General features: G+C 55.2%; 12 protein-coding genes, 1 tRNA gene and 1 pseudogene. 10 read left to right on the top strand and 4 right to left on the bottom strand.

All coding sequences use genetic code 11. The annotated features are described in order from the left end of the window. Positions 1 to 61: 61 nt before the first annotated feature. From ACR0L3_RS07150 to ACR0L3_RS07140, 3 genes are read left to right on the top strand one after another with little or no spacing between them, the layout of a single operon-like run. Complete coding sequence (locus ACR0L3_RS07150) at positions 62 to 805, top strand: RNA methyltransferase (protein ID WP_480744855.1); 744 nt, start codon at positions 62 to 64, stop codon at positions 803 to 805. A 60-nt stretch (positions 806 to 865) separates the two neighbouring features. Next, positions 866 to 2,011 carry a heme A synthase gene (ctaA, locus tag ACR0L3_RS07145; protein ID WP_480744853.1) on the top strand — a complete coding sequence of 382 codons (1,146 nt, stop codon included), beginning with the start codon at positions 866 to 868 and terminating at the stop codon, positions 2,009 to 2,011. A 5-nt stretch (positions 2,012 to 2,016) separates the two neighbouring features. Then, on the top strand, positions 2,017 to 3,486 hold the full coding sequence (locus ACR0L3_RS07140; RefSeq protein WP_480744852.1) for a carboxypeptidase M32: 1,470 nt from the start codon (positions 2,017 to 2,019) through the stop codon (positions 3,484 to 3,486). Positions 3,487 to 3,516: 30 nt separating this feature from the next. Here ACR0L3_RS07140 and ACR0L3_RS07135 read toward each other — a convergent pair whose 3' ends face one another. Both ACR0L3_RS07135 and gyrA read right to left on the bottom strand, forming a co-directional pair. After that, entirely contained in the window at positions 3,517 to 4,269 is a 753-nt protein-coding gene (locus tag ACR0L3_RS07135) for a ParA family protein (protein ID WP_480744851.1), read from the bottom strand. A 135-nt stretch (positions 4,270 to 4,404) separates the two neighbouring features. Continuing rightward, positions 4,405 to 7,128: a DNA gyrase subunit A gene (gene gyrA / locus ACR0L3_RS07130; RefSeq protein WP_480744849.1), complete on the bottom strand. Its 2,724-nt coding sequence runs from the start codon at positions 7,126 to 7,128 to the stop codon at positions 4,405 to 4,407. Between the two features lie 194 nt (positions 7,129 to 7,322). Between gyrA and ACR0L3_RS07125 the strand changes: the two genes are divergently transcribed. After that, a complete protein-coding gene (locus ACR0L3_RS07125) occupies positions 7,323 to 7,592 on the top strand; it encodes an usg protein (protein WP_480744847.1) in 270 nt (89 codons plus the stop codon). A 103-nt stretch (positions 7,593 to 7,695) separates the two neighbouring features. Continuing rightward, positions 7,696 to 8,391 carry a lipid-binding SYLF domain-containing protein gene (locus ACR0L3_RS07120; RefSeq protein WP_480744846.1) on the top strand — a complete coding sequence of 232 codons (696 nt, stop codon included), beginning with the start codon at positions 7,696 to 7,698 and terminating at the stop codon, positions 8,389 to 8,391. Here ACR0L3_RS07120 and ACR0L3_RS07115 read toward each other — a convergent pair. Further along, positions 8,392 to 8,862: pseudogene (locus ACR0L3_RS07115) on the bottom strand (radical SAM protein); the annotation flags it as partial. It abuts the gene before it with no gap. Positions 8,863 to 9,094: 232 nt separating this feature from the next. Here ACR0L3_RS07115 and zwf point away from each other — a divergent pair. From zwf to ACR0L3_RS07095, 4 genes are all read left to right on the top strand, one after another. Beyond that, positions 9,095 to 10,549: a glucose-6-phosphate dehydrogenase gene (zwf, locus tag ACR0L3_RS07110; RefSeq protein WP_480744844.1), complete on the top strand. Its 1,455-nt coding sequence runs from the start codon at positions 9,095 to 9,097 to the stop codon at positions 10,547 to 10,549. After that, complete coding sequence (pgl, locus tag ACR0L3_RS07105) at positions 10,546 to 11,217, top strand: 6-phosphogluconolactonase (protein WP_480744842.1); 672 nt, start codon at positions 10,546 to 10,548, stop codon at positions 11,215 to 11,217. Before zwf ends, pgl begins: the two co-directional genes overlap by 4 nt. 5 nt (positions 11,218 to 11,222) lie before the next feature. Beyond that, positions 11,223 to 12,833, top strand: a complete 1,611-nt coding sequence (gene pgi, locus ACR0L3_RS07100; protein WP_480744840.1) for a glucose-6-phosphate isomerase — start codon at positions 11,223 to 11,225, stop codon at positions 12,831 to 12,833. Positions 12,834 to 12,991: 158 nt separating this feature from the next. Next, positions 12,992 to 14,611 carry a long-chain-fatty-acid--CoA ligase gene (locus ACR0L3_RS07095; protein ID WP_480744838.1) on the top strand — a complete coding sequence of 540 codons (1,620 nt, stop codon included), beginning with the start codon at positions 12,992 to 12,994 and terminating at the stop codon, positions 14,609 to 14,611. 20 nt (positions 14,612 to 14,631) lie between these two features. On the opposite strand, the gene ACR0L3_RS07090 is transcribed toward ACR0L3_RS07095, so the two are convergent. Further along, positions 14,632 to 14,706: transfer RNA gene (locus ACR0L3_RS07090), tRNA-Asn, on the bottom strand. Positions 14,707 to 15,058: 352 nt separating this feature from the next. Between ACR0L3_RS07090 and ACR0L3_RS07085 the strand changes: the two genes are divergently transcribed. After that, positions 15,059 to 15,658, top strand: coding sequence for a hypothetical protein (locus tag ACR0L3_RS07085; protein WP_480744836.1), 600 nt, complete (start codon positions 15,059 to 15,061; stop codon positions 15,656 to 15,658). Positions 15,659 to 15,741 lie beyond the last annotated feature (83 nt).

Genomic DNA, 15,741 nt, shown 5'->3' with positions numbered 1-15,741 from the left:
CGGACGCCTTGCCCTGCGCGTGTCCGCCGATTACAGCAGGCGCAGTTTTCCGGAGACAACAATGCCAAGCGATAAAACTCAGCCTTCCTTCGTGCTCGTGCGCCCTCAGATGGGCGAGAACATCGGCGCAGCCGCTCGGGCGATGTGGAATTTTGGGCTGGATCGGATGCGGATTGTGGCACCGCGGGATGGGTGGCCGAACCCCAAAGCTGTGGCTATGTCCAGCGGCGCAGGCCGGCTGCTTGATGAGGCGCAACTGTTCGACGATCTTGCCGGATCGCTGGCCGACAGCACTTTTGTCTTCGCCACCACGGCCCGTCAGCGCGGCCTGACTAAACCGGTTTATAGCCCAGAACGTGCCATGCAAATAGCAGCCGAGAAGGTTGCGGCGGGTGAGAAGGTGGCAGTTCTGTTCGGCCCGGAGCGCGCAGGGCTGGAGAACGAGGATATCGCAAAGGCCAACGCTATCATCTCAGTGCCGGTGAATCCCGAATACGCGTCTTTGAATCTTGGTCAATGCGTTTTGCTGACAGCCTATGAATGGATGCGCCAGACCGGCGACGTGGTTCATGAAGCTACGGATCTGGGTAAAGGTGACTGGGCAACAGGTATCGAAGTCGAAAAACTGGTCGAACATTACGAGGATCGTTTGGAAGAGGCTGGTTTCTTTTATCCGCCTGAAAAAGCCGAAGGGATGAAGACCAATCTGCGCAATCTGTGGTCTCGGATGCGCATGACGCGGGCGGATGTGCAGATGCTGCACGGGATCATGCGTCAGATGGTCCGCTGGAAAGACAAGGGCTGAGGCTGGACCTATCTCTACTCAAGCCCTAGCTTGCGATGAAATTCAGGACATGAGGACGGCATGAGCGGCAAGCGCAGCATCTTCGAAGAGGTCTCGGACACCGAAAAACAACAAGCGTTACAGCCGGGTATGATCGACCGAGGCCGGGGTGGCGCGCGCAAGGCGATCCGCGTCTGGCTGATGATTTTGTTCGCACTGGTCGTTGTGATGATCGCAGTGGGAGGTTTGACCCGCCTGACCGACAGCGGATTGTCGATAACCGAGTGGCGTCCGATCACTGGGGCAGTCCCGCCGATGACTGAGGCCGACTGGCAAGCCGAATTCGACAAGTACAAAGAAATCGATCAATGGCGCATTCAGAACCAGTGGATGGAGTTGAACGATTTCAAATTCATCTACTGGTGGGAGTGGGGGCATCGCCAACTGGGCCGCGTCATCGGTCTGGTCTGGGCGATTGGGTTCTTCGGATTTCTCGCTGCGCGCAAAATCCCGACCGGATGGACTGGCAAGCTATTGATTCCCGGCCTTTTAGGTGGCGTTCAGGGCGCCGTTGGTTGGTGGATGGTCGCCTCGGGTGTGACGCAAGGCGAGGGCATGACCGCGGTTGCCAGCTACCGTTTGGCCGTGCATCTCGGGTTGGCGTTCGTCATCCTGGGCTTCCTTGTATGGTACATCCTTGAACTGGGCCGTGAAGAACGCGACCTTATGCAGGCACGCCGCGCGAAAGAGGCCAAGCTGTTCTCGCTGTCGACGGGTTTGATGCACTTTGCTTTCTTGCAAATTCTGATTGGAGCCCTTGTTGCAGGGATTGACGCGGGTCGGTCGTATACAGATTGGCCGCTGATCGGAGGGCAACTTTTACCGCCCGACGCAACAATGCTAGAGCCGGTTTGGCGCAACTTCTTTGAAAGCCCCGGCCTGGTGCAGTTCATCCATCGCTGCGCTGGCTATTTGCTGTTCATCTTCGGCATCATCGTCTGGCGGCGCGGCAGCACCAGCGCGCATCCTCAGACGCGCTTCGCCTTCAACGCAGCCTTTGCCGCTCTGTCGCTTCAGGTGGTAGTCGGGATTATGACCGTCATTTACGCGGCACCTTGGCAAATTGCTATCTTCCATCAATTCATGGCCGTTGTCGTCTGGACGTTAATCCTGCGCGCGCGTTTCCTGACGGCTTACCCAATTGCCACCTCAATTCGCGGAGCTTAACTTTCATGACCGCTTACGATGACCTGATGGCCTTTCAACGCGAAACCTCGGCTCTTGGGCAGATCGCCGGGCGCTTGGGTTGGGATCAGGAAACGGTGATGCCAAGGGGGGCAGCACCGCAACGGGCCGAAGAGATGGCCGCGATCGAGGCAGTTCTGCATGCCCGCCGGTCCGACCCTCGCGTGGCAGAATGGTTGGATAGGGCTGACCCCCAAGACGACGTTGCCCGCGCGCAGTTGCGTGATATTCGTCGGTCTTACGAACGCACAGTTAAAGTGCCCGCTGATCTGGCCAAGGCCATTGCACGCGTAACATCCGCTGCGCAGGGCACTTGGGCACAAGCGCGCGCCGATGAAGACGTGGCGGCTTTTCTACCTGTTCTGCAAGAGGTTGTGGCGCTTAAGCGTGAAGAGGGCGCGGCGCTGGCACAAGGTGGCGATGTTTATGACGCGATGGTCGAGGACTACGAACCCTACACAACGGGCGCGCAAATCGCCGAGATTTTCGATCAGATGCGCCCGCGTCTGGTCGCGTTGCGCGCAGCCGTTTTGGACAAACCCGCACCGCAGGCTTTGACGGGCAAGTTCGACGAGGCCGCCCAGATGCAGCTATCGCAGAAATTGGCGATGACCTTCGGCTATGACCTGAATACGGGTCGAGTGGATAAGGCTGTGCACCCGTTCAGCTCAGGCAGCGGGCTGGACGTGCGGATCACCACGCGCACCAGTGAAACTGACCCCTTCAACTGTTTCTACTCGACCATTCACGAAGTCGGTCACGCCGCTTATGAACAGGGTATCAATCCAGAATTTGCGTTAAGCCCGTTGGGGCAGGGCGTGTCGATGGGTGTGCACGAAAGTCAAAGCCGCATTTACGAGAACCAACTGGGCCGGTCCCGCGCCTTCACCGGCTGGCTTTATGAACAAATGGTCGATGTGTTCGGCGACTTCGGGATTGCGAATGCGGATGCTTTCTATGCCACAGTAAACGGTGTGCATAACGGCTATATCCGTACCGAAGCCGACGAAGTTCAGTACAACTTGCACATCATGTTGCGCTTCGATCTTGAGCGCGCCCTGATGAGTGGTGACCTGCAAGTCAGTGATCTTGAAGCCGCATGGAACGACAGGTTCAAAGCTGATTTCGGCTATGCGGTGGACATGCCTTCGAACGGATGTTTGCAGGATGTGCATTGGTCCGTTGGTTTGTTCGGTTATTTCCCAACCTATTCGCTTGGCAACGTCTACGCCGGTTGCCTTTATCAGGCGCTGCCTGCAGCTGTGCCGGATCTCGATGCGCAACTGGCTAATGGTGACACCTCTGGCGCTACTGGTTGGCTGCGCGAAAATCTCCAGCGTTTCGGCGGTCTTTACGCCCCACGAGAAACCATTCGACGTGCAAGCGGAATGGAGCCAAGCGCAGAACCATTTTTGACTTATCTGGAACAAAAATTCGGTGCGCTTTACGGAGTGTAAGTTTTTGCGGTTTCAATAGTACTTTCACTGCTAAGCTCGGAACACGCGCGAGATTACCTCTTCGCAAAGTGACAAGTACGCTTGACTTGCGGGGCCGCTGCGCGCTGTCACCATAACTGGGGCGCGGTGGATACCCATCCTTTCGACGTCTGTGGCAAAGGGGATCTGTGCGTCAAGGAAACGCTTGCCGTAGGTGTTTTTCATATCTTCCATGGTGTCTCGATGCAGGCTCTTTGCCCGCTGAACCATAGAAAAGAAACAGTGAAGCTTTTCGGTCGATAGCCCCTTTTTCTTAAAGACTTTGATGAGTTGCTCCAACGTCCGCTGTGACAGGGTTGAGGGTATCACCGGAACAACGACAGCGTCGGCGGTTTCAAAGATGTGATCCGACAAATGCGACAGGTTCGGTGGGCAATCCAGCACGACAACTTCATAGTCTGCTTTTACTTCTGAAAAAGCGCGATTGAGATGGGGTTGGCCCGCGCACATTTGGGACAAAAGAATGTCAAAGCCTCGATAGCTTTGGTTTGACGGCAGGATGTCCAGATTTTCGAAGTCGCTGGCCCGAATGGCTTTGTTGAGCTGGTTTGAATCTTGAAAGAAGCGGGCGTTGGTTAAGGATTTTGAAGATTTGAGGCGATAGTAAAAGCCCGAGGCACCCTGAGGGTCCAGATCACACAGCAAGGTGCGCACCCCAGCCGTCGACAACGCATAGGCCAGATTTACCGCAGTTGCTGTCTTACCCACTCCGCCCTTGTTCGAATAGCAGGCAATGACCTTCATCTAGGAGCGCCCCCCAAACAAACCACCGGACAAAAAAACGCACTCTAACATGGAGTTTCGGGGCGCGGTGCGGGGCAAGTCAACGTTTAGATGGAAAATGGCCCTGGAAACTCAGTTCCGGGGCCTTTCCTTGTTTTATTCTTCTGCTTCCTCGTCGCCCTGATCAGCGATCCAAGCAACGCTCACGACTTCTTCGCCCTTACCAGTGTTGAAAACCTTCACGCCGCCCGCGCTGCGGGACCGGAATGAGATGCCATCGACCGGAACCCGGATCGACTGACCTTTGGAGGTGGCCAGCATAATTTGATCGTCGATTTCAACTGGGAACGAGGCGACCAGCTCACCGCCGCGCATTGCTTTGTCCATAGCGGCAACACCCATACCGCCACGTCCGCGAACCGGGTAGTCATGGCTAGAACTCAGCTTGCCAGAACCGCTTGTCGTGATGGTCAGGATCAGGTTTTCGGCAGCCGACATCTCGGCATAGCGTTCCTGTGTGATAATTCCGGGTGCTGCTTCATCCTCATCGGATTCACCTTCGTCTGCAATTCCGGCCACAGCGCGGCGCATCTTGAGGTATGCAGCGCGCTCGTCCGGACCGGCCTCGAAGTGGCGGATCACCGACATAGAAACCACGCGGTCACCGTTGGTCAGCTTAATTCCACGTACACCGGTCGACTCGCGCGAGTTGAATACGCGCACGTCTGTAGTGCGAAAACGAATTGCGCGGCCCGAATTGGTGACCAGCATCACGTCTTCGTCTTCGGAACAAATGCGCGCGTTCACCAGTTCTACGCCCTCTGGCAGTTTCATGGCGATCTTGCCGTTGCGACGGACATTGGTGAAGTCCGACAGGCGGTTGCGGCGCACGTCGCCTGCGCTGGTGGCGAAGACGATTTGCAGGTTCTCCCATTCCTCATCAGGCACATCAACGGGCATGATCGCAGCGATCGAAACGCCGGTCGGGATCGGCAGGATGTTGACGATCGCCTTGCCCTTGCCGGTCCGGCTGGACTGCGGCAGGCGCCAGGTCTTGAGCTTATAGACCATGCCCTCGGTGGTGAAGAACAGCAGCTGGGTATGGGTATTCGCGACGAAGAGGTTGGTAACAACATCCTCTTCCTTGGTCTGCATTCCGGACAGGCCCTTGCCACCGCGTTTTTGCGCGCGGAAATCGGCCAGAGGGGTGCGCTTGATGTAACCGCCCGAAGTGACTGTCACGACCATGTCTTCACGCTCGATCAGGTCTTCGTCTTCCATGTCGCCGGACCAGTCGACGATCTCGGTGCGGCGCGGCACGGCGAATTGTTCGCGGACACTGCGCAGCTCATCACCGATGATCGACATGATCCGCTCGCGTGAGGAAAGAATATCCAAATATTCCTTGATCTTGGCGGCCAATTCTTCAAGTTCGTCCGTGACCTCTTTAACGCCAATTTGGGTCAAGCGCTGCAGGCGCAGGTCGAGGATGGCGCGAGCCTGAACTTCGGTCAGGTTATAGGTGCCATCGTCGTTCATCTTGGACAGCGGATCGTCGATCAGGCGCAGATAGCCTTCGATCTCGGCTGCGGGCCAGCGGCGCGTCATCAGCTTTTCACGGGCTTCGGCGGCATCGGCGGACGACCGGATCGTGGCGACCACTTCGTCCACGTTGGAAACGGCCACGGCCAGACCACACAAGATGTGGCTACGTTCCCGCGCTTTACGTAGATCATATGCGGTACGGCGTGCGACAACGTCTTCACGGAAGTCGATGAACGAAGTCAAGAAGCGGCGCAGTGTCAGCTGCTCGGGGCGGCCACCGTTCAACGCCAGCATATTACAGCCAAATGAGGTTTGCATCGGCGAGAAGCGATAGAGCTGGTTCAGCACCACCTCGGGCGTAGCGTCGCGCTTCAGCTCGACCACAACGCGGACACCGTTGCGGTCGGATTCGTCCTGAACATGGGCTACGCCTTCGATGCGCTTTTCACGCACGGCCTCGGCAATCTTTTCGATCATCGCCGCCTTGTTCACCTGATAGGGGATCTCATCAACCACAATGGCGTAACGGTCTTTGCGGATCTCTTCAACGCGTGTCTTGGACCGGATGATGACGCTGCCACGACCCTCCAGATAGGCTTTACGTGCGCCGGACCGGCCCAGCATTACGCCACCAGTCGGGAAATCGGGGCCGGGCACGTATTCGATCAACTGTTCCGAAGTCAGGTCTGGATCGTCAATCAAAGCCAGCGTTGCGTCGACCACTTCGCCCAGATTGTGCGGCGGGATGTTCGTCGCCATACCCACCGCGATACCGCCGGCGCCATTAACAAGCATGTTTGGAAAACGTGCGGGCAGGACGGTCGGCTCTTGGTCCTTGCCGTCATAGTTGTCCTGAAAATCGACCGTTTCTTTTTCAATATCCGCCAAAAGCGAAGCGGCGGGCTTGTCCATCCGCACTTCGGTGTAACGCATGGCTGCCGGGTTATCGCCGTCCATCGATCCAAAGTTACCCTGACCATCAAGCAACGGCAGCGACATTGAGAAATCTTGGGCCATCCGCACCAGCGCGTCATAGATCGCGCTGTCGCCGTGCGGGTGATATTTACCCATCACGTCACCAACCGGGCGGGCCGACTTGCGATAGGCCTTGTCGTGCGTGTTCCCGGTTTCGTGCATTGCATAAAGGATTCGGCGGTGAACCGGTTTCAGACCGTCGCGCAGATCCGGGATCGCGCGAGACACGATGACCGACATTGCATAGTCCAGATAGGACGTGCGCATCTCGGATTCGATGGATACCGTCGGGCCGTCATACACTGGGCGCTCGGGCGGGGTTTCATCTATGTTTTCAGGGATTTCTGGCGTATCGCTCACGTAAACTGCCCGTGTTTTGTATTGGGTCTATATCTTGTGGATGCACCTTATCAGACCCGGCACATAGGGTGCAAGCAAGCAACCTGTTTACGTGCGAAAAACCCCCGTAACATCCCAGTAACATATTGTTAACTAAGGATTAGGGGGTTTTTGTGTTACCCTGAACAGGCCTGGCAACAAATTTGGAGGTCTGGATGGAGCGAAGCGAAACCGAATTGATGCTAAAAGGGTACGGTTTAACAACGGCTGAATTTTTCTATCACATGCCGGATTATATCCACGTTCTGAACACGTTCATCTGGCAGGACTACGATCTGGCCCCGGACCATCCGAAACTGTTCGATTTCATTGACTTCTGGCAGCGTGAAATTGAAGGCCCCCTTCATTCAGTGCGGTTCACACACCGCAAGATGATCGCGCCCGGAGAATGGCGCAACGTCGTGGGTGAGTTCAGAGTGAACTGAGCGTGAGACTGATTTTTCGATCCTCAGCTATTGAGACGTATTAAAATTCTGGATGCCTGCGGTAAGGTGGCGACCAAACGTTAGTCACGTACGGAATCGTTTTATGCCCCGAGTTCTGTTTCTCTTTGCCGCTTTGCTTACAAGTAGCCCGGCTTTGGCCGAAGGCGTTCTGGGTAAAATCAAAAAAGGTGCAGAGAACACGGCCGACGCTATAGGCCGTGGGGCGGAAGCGGTTGGCGAAACCGTCGAAAAAGGTGTTGGTATCGTAGATGATACGGTCAGTTCCACTGCCGATCTGGTTACGAATGAGGCTACGCCCGAAGAGACCCGTGCCAAGTTGGACTTGATGGCCAGTGAGGTCCTGACACAACTTTTGGCGGAAAACCCCGAGGCGGATAAGTTATTCGGCATAAGCGCTGGCTATGCGGTGTTTGACTCGCGCAAGGTCACTGTTTTTCCGGTCTCCGCTGGGTATGGGCGCGGGGTGGCGGTTTCAAAGGATACTGGTGAGCACACTTATATGAACATGGGGACTGGCGGTGTAGGTGCCGCGATCGGGATCGGCGGGTTCGAAACAAAATTTGTGATTATGTTCGAAACAACAGCCGACTTGGAAAAGTTCATTGAATACGGATACGACGCAACGGCCGAGACCGGCGCGATGTACGGCGATGAAAACACCGGAGAAACAGTGCGATTCACTGATGGCCGGTCGTTTTTCGTTCTCGGGAAAAAAGGCTGGCGCGTTTCTGCAGGAGCGTCCGGCACAAAATTCTGGAAATCCCCCGAGTTGAACTAATCAGCCAGAACAACTGGCGCCGCCCAACACGCAGAACTTGGCGCAATGCGGGTGGTTGAGGTGCACGTCCGCCTCAGCCTCAGCCAGTGATTGGCCCATTTCAAACTCGGGTGCATAGGGCAGAAGGGTGCAGGCTAGAACGGCGGGTTTTGCCGCCCCTTTTCGTTTCACCACCATACGAGCACTGGCACACATAAGGCCATTGGGAGACTTGTTCAGAATGTCCCAACAGGCCGTTGTTATTTCAGGCACTTCAACAGTTTCATCCATCTCTGGGAACAAGACAGTTTTGCCCGGATCATGCGCGTCGATATCAAACCCGTGTTGATCGAAGAACTGTGCATAACCGGCCCGACTTTCGGCGTCGCTGTCGCCCCAAACAGTGCGTCCGGCAACGGCCATGTTAAAGCCATTGTCGCGCAACCACTCCATGCCACTCAGCGTTTTGGCAAAGCTGCCTTGCCCGCGTTTGCCCATCAGCAGTCACCAATTTGTTCTGAAATTTGCCGATATTGGCGCTCTGAGAGGCGTTGTCTTTCATTCCGGTATCCGGTTTTTAGAAATCTTGATGCTGATTTAGCCTTTCGTTGCGGTTTAGTTAAGGGCAACACGCCGGACCTGACAGAGTTTTGATGAAGGAAAAAATGCGAAAATGATTGCGCTAACGTTAGACATGTCCGCAGGGGTAAGGTAGGGGAAACACATGGTTTCTCGCGTCATCCCCGTTGACCCGTTCGATCTGGTTATCTTTGGCAGCACTGGCGATCTTGCCCAGCGCAAGATTTTACCTGCGCTGTTCCGGCGCTTTTGTGCGGGTCAGTGGCCTGATGACGTGCAGATCATCGGCGCGGCGCGCGCAGTTTACGATCAATGTGTGTTCCGGACCATCGTGACGGAATCGTTGCATTTGCACGCGCCCAATCAGTGCAAAAATACGCAAGCTCTAGAATCGTTCCTTCAGCGGGTCGACTATGTGCCGCTTGATGCGTTGTCGGATGAGGGGTGGGAGCAGCTTGCCGGAAAACTGACTACGGATCGGGTTCGGGCTTTCTATTTCTCGGTTGGTCCAAGCCTATTTGGACCGCTTGCCGAAAAGATTCAGACTCATGATTTAGCCACTGCGCAAACGCGGATCGTTGTTGAAAAACCGTTCGGTCACGACTTGGAAAGCGCACAGGCACTGAACGCAACGTTGGCAGCACATTTTTCAGAAAGCCAGATTTACCGGATCGACCATTATCTGGGAAAGGAAACGGTTCAAAACCTGATGGCTGTCCGGTTCGGCAACATGTTGTTTGAGCCGCTTTGGAATAGCCAATACGTCGATCATATCCAAATTACGGTCGCAGAGTCCGTAGGCATTGATGGGCGTGAAGAATACTATGACCGCGCAGGCGCAATGCGTGATATGGTTCAGAACCACCTTATGCAGCTCTTGTGCCTGATTGCGATGGAGCCGCCGGCCAAGTTTGACCCTGATGCGGTGCGGGACGAAAAGCTAAAGGTTATCCGTGCTCTGGACTCAGTTGAACCGCACCACATCGTGCGTGGGCAATTCGAAGCTGGGCCAAGTGGGCCTAGTTATCGGGAAACCGTTGGTAATCCGCGCTCGACGACTGAAAGCTATGTGGCCTTACGCGCACATGTCAGCAACTGGCGGTGGGCAGGAACGCCATTTTACCTGCGAACGGGTAAACGGTTGGTGGCGCGATCCTCGGTAATCAATGTGATGTTCAAAGATGCGCCACACTCGATCTTTGGGGCTGATGCCGGGCGTCATGCGAATGTTTTGTCGATCCGGCTGCAACCGAACGAGGGCATAACGCTCAAGGTGACGATCAAGGAGCCGGGTCCGGGCGGGATGCGTCTGGTTGACGTGCCGCTGGACATGAGTTTTGCAGAAGCGCTGGGGCCGGAAAATCAGGATCCACCTGACGCGTATGAACGGCTGGTGATGGATGTGATCCGCGGCAACCAGACGCTGTTCATGCGCGGGGACGAGGTCGAGGCCGCTTGGGCCTGGACTGACCCGATTATTGCGGGCTGGCAGGCACGCGGGGATGTCCCAAAACCTTATGAAAGTGGCAGCACAGGCCCGGGCGACGCTGAGCTGCTGATGAAACGAGACGGTCGCCGCTGGCAAGGAATAAACCCATGAAACTACAGGAATACGCCGACAGGGATATGCTGGCCATAGACGTGGCAAACGTGCTTGCAGGTGATTTGGAATCCGCCTTGTTGCACCATGACGTCGTCTCGCTGGCTGTTCCGGGTGGTACGACGCCGGGACCGGTTTTTGATGTTCTGTGCGCGGCGGATCTGGAGTGGGATCGCGTTCGTGTTTTACCCACGGACGAACGCTGCGTGCCAGGTGATCACGACCGCTCGAACGAGCGTTTGATCCGTGCACGTTTGCTGACCAATCGTGCTTCCGTCGCTCAGTACATCCCGCTGTATTTGTCAGGGAAAGAGCCCGAGGATGTGTTGCCCGAACTGGAAAGCCTGATCACTCCGATACGGCCTTTGTCGGTTCTTGTGCTTGGAATGGGTGATGACATGCACACAGCGTCGCTGTTTCCCGGCATGGAAGGCTTGCAAGCCGCATTGGACAGCCACGCGCCGCCACTGGTCATAGCGCGGCCTGAGGTTCAGCCAGAAGCGCGGATCTCGTTGACGGCGCCTGTACTGGATGGAGCGCTGTCGAAACATCTGATCATCTTCGGAGCTGCGAAACGGGAGGCGCTGGAGAAAGCCATGTCTTTGCCGCCCGAAGAAGCACCGATCGCCGCGGTATTGGGCGGCATGACGGTACACTGGGCGGAGTAAATGCGATGCAATTGAACACACTTAATGCACTGGCCGCTGATCGACAAAATCAAACCATCCTCGATCTTTTCGACAAAGACACAAACCGGGCCGAGGCGTTTTCAACCTCAACTGGTGATCTGCTGTTCGATTATTCGAAAACTCAGATTGACGACGAAATACGTGCTGCATTGATCGACCTGTGTACAGAAGCCGGATTGGCAGAACGCCGCGCGGCTATGTTTTCAGGCGAGAAGATCAATGAAACCGAAGGGCGCGCAGTTCTGCATACCGCGCTTCGAAATCTGGATGGCGGCTCGGTTGAGGTCGACGGATTGGATGTGATGCCCGACGTGCTGGACACGCTGCACCGGATGCGTGTCTTTGCCGAAGAAGTGCGTGGCGGCTCGATTGCCGGGGCCGGTGGCAGCTTTACCGACGTGGTGAACATTGGAATTGGCGGTTCTGATCTGGGTCCTGTCATGGCGACCCTGGCGCTCGCCCCTTATCACGATGGGCCAAGGTTGCATTATGTGTCCAATGTGGACGGTGCCCATATCGCTGACACGCTGCGACAGCTTGATCCGACCCGAACGCTTGTGATTGTCGCATCGAAAACGTTCACGACGATCGAAACGATGACCAATGCCCGCACCGCGCGGGCTTGGATGATAGATGGTGGCGGTGATCCGACCAAACAGTTTGCCGCTGTGTCCAGTGCCGTTGATAAGACCGGCGCCTTTGGCATCCCGGAGGATCGCGTGTTCGGCTTCGCAGACTGGGTCGGCGGTCGCTATTCTGTTTGGGGACCGGTCGGTTTGCCGGTGATGATCGCCGTCGGCTCGAACGCCTTTGATGCTTTCTTGCGAGGCGGGCAGGCGATGGACGTGCATTTTCGCGCCGCTGATTGGGCAGACAATATGCCAGTGATGCTGGCCCTTGTCGGTTTCTGGCACCGTCAGGTTCTTGGCCACACCAGCCGGGCGGTGCTTCCTTATGATCAACGGTTGCTCCGGCTACCGGCCTATTTTCAACAGTTAGAGATGGAGTCGAATGGCAAGTCCGTGGCGATGGATGGCAGCTCTTTGACCATTCCATCAGGTCCTGTCGTTTGGGGCGAACCAGGCACCAACGGTCAGCACGCGTTTTACCAGCTGATCCATCAGAGTACCGATGTAATCCCATGCGAATTCATGGTGGCCGCAGAAGGGCATGAACCCGAGCTTACCCATCATCATCGCCTACTTTTGGCCAATTGTTTGGCCCAATCCGAAGCACTGATGCGGGGCAGGTCGCTGGACGAAGCGCGCAAGCGCATGGCGAAAAAAGGGTTGAACGGAGACGAGTTGGAACGGCAAGCCCGTCACCGCGTGTTCCCGGGTAACCGGCCGTCATCGACCCTGATCTACCCGAAGCTTACGCCGTTTGTCTTGGGTCAAATTATCGCCCTTTATGAACACCGCGTGTTTGTCGAAGGCGTGCTGCTTGGGATCAATTCGTTTGACCAATGGGGCGTCGAGTTGGGCAAGGAACTTGCAACCTCGTTGGGTCCGATTGTGGATGGCGATGAAAGCGCAGACGGAAAGGACGGCTCGACCGCTGCATTGGTTGCGTATGCACTGCGCCATCGGGACTAGGAGGCCAATTTTGTAAGGTCTGTCTGGCAGCAAGCCACATTCTCTTATTGTCAGACAATTAAATGATTGGCAGGGTTCTACCTGAGGAAACGCCACACATTCCGGCGCGGGCTGTTGCGTCCGGGGCTATAAGTGGTGCCACCATAGGGAGGACGTCCATGCTGGGACAGATGATGACGCAGCCGTTGCTGATTTCGTCGCTGATAGATCACGCCGATCAGTACCATGGTCAGACCGAGATATTCTCGGTCGAAACCGACGGCACAGTGACTGAGACCAGTTGGAGCCAGGTGGCGAAGAATGCGCGCAAGCTGGCGTCGGCGCTGAACAAGCTGGGATTGGAGCCGCAAGCCCGGATTGGCACGTTGGCCTGGAACAATCGCCGCCATCTTGAGATTTACTATGGTACTTCGGGTGCTGGGTTTGTGTGTCACACTATCAACCCGCGTCTGTTCCCCGAACAGCTGACATACATCATAAACCATGCGCAGGACCGCGTCCTGTTTTTTGATGCGACCTTTATTCCTCTGGTCGCGGCCCTTCAAGAACATCTGCCAGACGTGCAGCATTTTGTATTGATGGGCCCAAGGGCTGAGGAGGTCATTTCCCAAGTCCCAAGCGTGCAATTCTATGACGAATTTATCGAGAATGGGGATGCGGGATTTCAGTGGCCCAGTTTTGACGAAAACACCGCCTCTAGCCTTTGTTACACCTCGGGCACAACAGGGCATCCAAAAGGAGTGTTGTATTCACACCGCTCGACCGTGTTGCATAGTTTCGGCTCGAACACCCGCGACGTGATTGGATATTCCGCCATGGACGTGGTGATGCCGGTGGTGCCGATGTTTCATGTTAACGCTTGGGGTTCACCGTATGCCTGTGCCATGTCTGGCTCGCGCATGGTCCTGCCAGGACCGGGTTTGCATGGAGAGGCGCTTGTTAACCTGATCGATACCTATGGTGTGACCCTGGCCATGGGTGTGCCGACGATTTGGCAAGGTCTGCTAACCCATGCTGAACAGTCAGGCAGCACACTTTCCAGTTTGCAGCGAACTGTGATTGGCGGCGCTGCGTGCCCACCATCGATGATCGAAACCTTCCGCGAAACCTATGGCGTCGACACTATCCACGCTTGGGGGATGAGTGAAATGAGCCCTCTTGGTACAGCAAATCATCCTTTGGCCAAACATCGTGACCTTCCGATTGAAGATCAGCACAAGATGCGAGAGTGCCAAGGTCGGCCTTGTTACGGGGTTGAGTTGAAAATTGTAGACGATAACGGCAATGACCTGCCGCATGACGGTGAAACCCAGGGCGATTTGATGGTTCGCGGGTATTGGGTTCTGGATAGCTATTACCAGATGCAGGACGAAGATTTGTTGCAGGATGGATGGTTCGCGACGGGTGATGTCGCAACTTTGGACCCCGAAGGCTACATGACCATCCGGGATCGGTCCAAGGACATTATTAAATCCGGAGGTGAGTGGATCAGCTCAGTCGAACTGGAAAACATTGCCGTCGCGCATCCCAAGCTCGCAACTGCGGCTGTGGTGGGTGTGCCACATCCAAAATGGGATGAGCGGCCCTTGCTGGTAGCCGTCAAAGCTGAGGGAGAAGAGCCAACTGAAAAAGAGTTGCTGGATTTCTTCGACGGAAAAATCGCCAAGTGGCAGGTGCCGGACAAGGTGGTGTTCGTTGATGCCTTGCCGCTGAACGCAACAGGTAAAATTCTGAAGCGCAAATTAAGGGCAGATTTTGAACACGCTTTAAGTGGTTAATCGTCGTAAAGAAGGGGATATGGCTCCGGCGGTAGGGATCGAACCTACGACCAATTGATTAACAGTCAACTGCTCTACCGCTGAGCTACGCCGGAACGGTTCGCGCCGTATAACAACCTGTTTCTGCGGCGTCCAGAGCAGGTCTTAAGATTCTTTGGAAAAGTTACTTAACCAAAAATTTGCGTCCTTGAGGCCACTTTCACGATCACGCACCAAGAGAGTGTTGAGCATAATGTAGGGGCGACCGTAAACTCAGCAGTATGCTGAGTTGCTTTTTGCCAATTCATCAACCGCCTTGGCAAGAAGGTTCTCAGAAGGGGCTCAAAATCACTGTTATTGCTTTCAACGTGGCGGGTTGAAATGCAGTAAGTAAAGAGACCGGATGTCTGCGATCTAGACGAAAATCAGAGGTCAGGTGTGAATTGCTAAGAATTTCAGGAGAGAGAGTTGAAAACCGCCGAACTTGAAAAACCTATTTTGACGATGCCTGAAGATGCTCAGCAAGTTCTTCGCGAACATTATGAAGGTGCTTCGGTCATCCTGGAATACGGGTCGGGCGGCTCGACCGTGGTGGCGGGAGAGATGGCGGCTAAAACTGTTTTCAGTGTCGAAAGCGACCGCAGATGGGCCCGGAAAATGGTGCGTTGGTTCCGAGAAAATCCACCTAATGCAGGAACAGAGGTCAATATTTCTTGGGTTAATATTGGCCAGACCAAAAAATGGGGGTTCCCTGCAAACAACGATAGGGCGAATCAATATCCAAAATACCCATTGTCGATTTGGCAAAGCGATGGGTTCAAACATCCCGACGTAGTTCTAGTCGATGGGCGTTTCCGCGTAGGCTGTGCCTTGGCTACTGCATTCAACATCAAACGCCCCGTAACGCTTTTGTTTGACGACTACGGAGACCGACCGCGAATGCAAGTTGCTGAGGAGTTTTTGAATAAGCCGGAATTAGTTGGACGTATGGCGGTATTCAAAGTGGAGCCTCTTCAGATTCCAGCAGATAAGCTGATCCGCGTTATTCGTTTGCTGTCAATGCCTTAAAATGAATGCCTTACTTGCTCAATCGAACCCAAAAAGCTTTTCCAAAAGAACTTGCTTGTATGAAATTTGAGAGTATTCTGTTT

The organism is Ruegeria sp. CK1, assembly GCF_056536545.1.
Note: the sequence above shows the minus strand (reverse complement) of the source record. Positions and strands in the feature narration are given on the sequence as shown.

Bases quoted from the DNA above. Each gene is read 5' to 3' on its own strand.
- ACR0L3_RS07150 (WP_480744855.1), top strand. From the start codon at position 62: ATGCCAAGCGATAAAACTCAGCCTTCCTTCGTGCTCGTGCGCCCTCAG.
- ctaA (WP_480744853.1), top strand. From the start codon at position 866: ATGAGCGGCAAGCGCAGCATCTTCGAAGAGGTCTCGGACACCGAAAAA.
- ACR0L3_RS07140 (WP_480744852.1), top strand. From the start codon at position 2,017: ATGACCGCTTACGATGACCTGATGGCCTTTCAACGCGAAACCTCGGCT.
- ACR0L3_RS07135 (WP_480744851.1), bottom strand. From the start codon at position 4,269: ATGAAGGTCATTGCCTGCTATTCGAACAAGGGCGGAGTGGGTAAGACA.
- ACR0L3_RS07125 (WP_480744847.1), top strand. From the start codon at position 7,323: ATGGAGCGAAGCGAAACCGAATTGATGCTAAAAGGGTACGGTTTAACA.
- ACR0L3_RS07120 (WP_480744846.1), top strand. From the start codon at position 7,696: ATGCCCCGAGTTCTGTTTCTCTTTGCCGCTTTGCTTACAAGTAGCCCG.
- zwf (WP_480744844.1), top strand. From the start codon at position 9,095: ATGGTTTCTCGCGTCATCCCCGTTGACCCGTTCGATCTGGTTATCTTT.
- pgl (WP_480744842.1), top strand. From the start codon at position 10,546: ATGAAACTACAGGAATACGCCGACAGGGATATGCTGGCCATAGACGTG.
- pgi (WP_480744840.1), top strand. From the start codon at position 11,223: ATGCAATTGAACACACTTAATGCACTGGCCGCTGATCGACAAAATCAA.
- ACR0L3_RS07095 (WP_480744838.1), top strand. From the start codon at position 12,992: ATGCTGGGACAGATGATGACGCAGCCGTTGCTGATTTCGTCGCTGATA.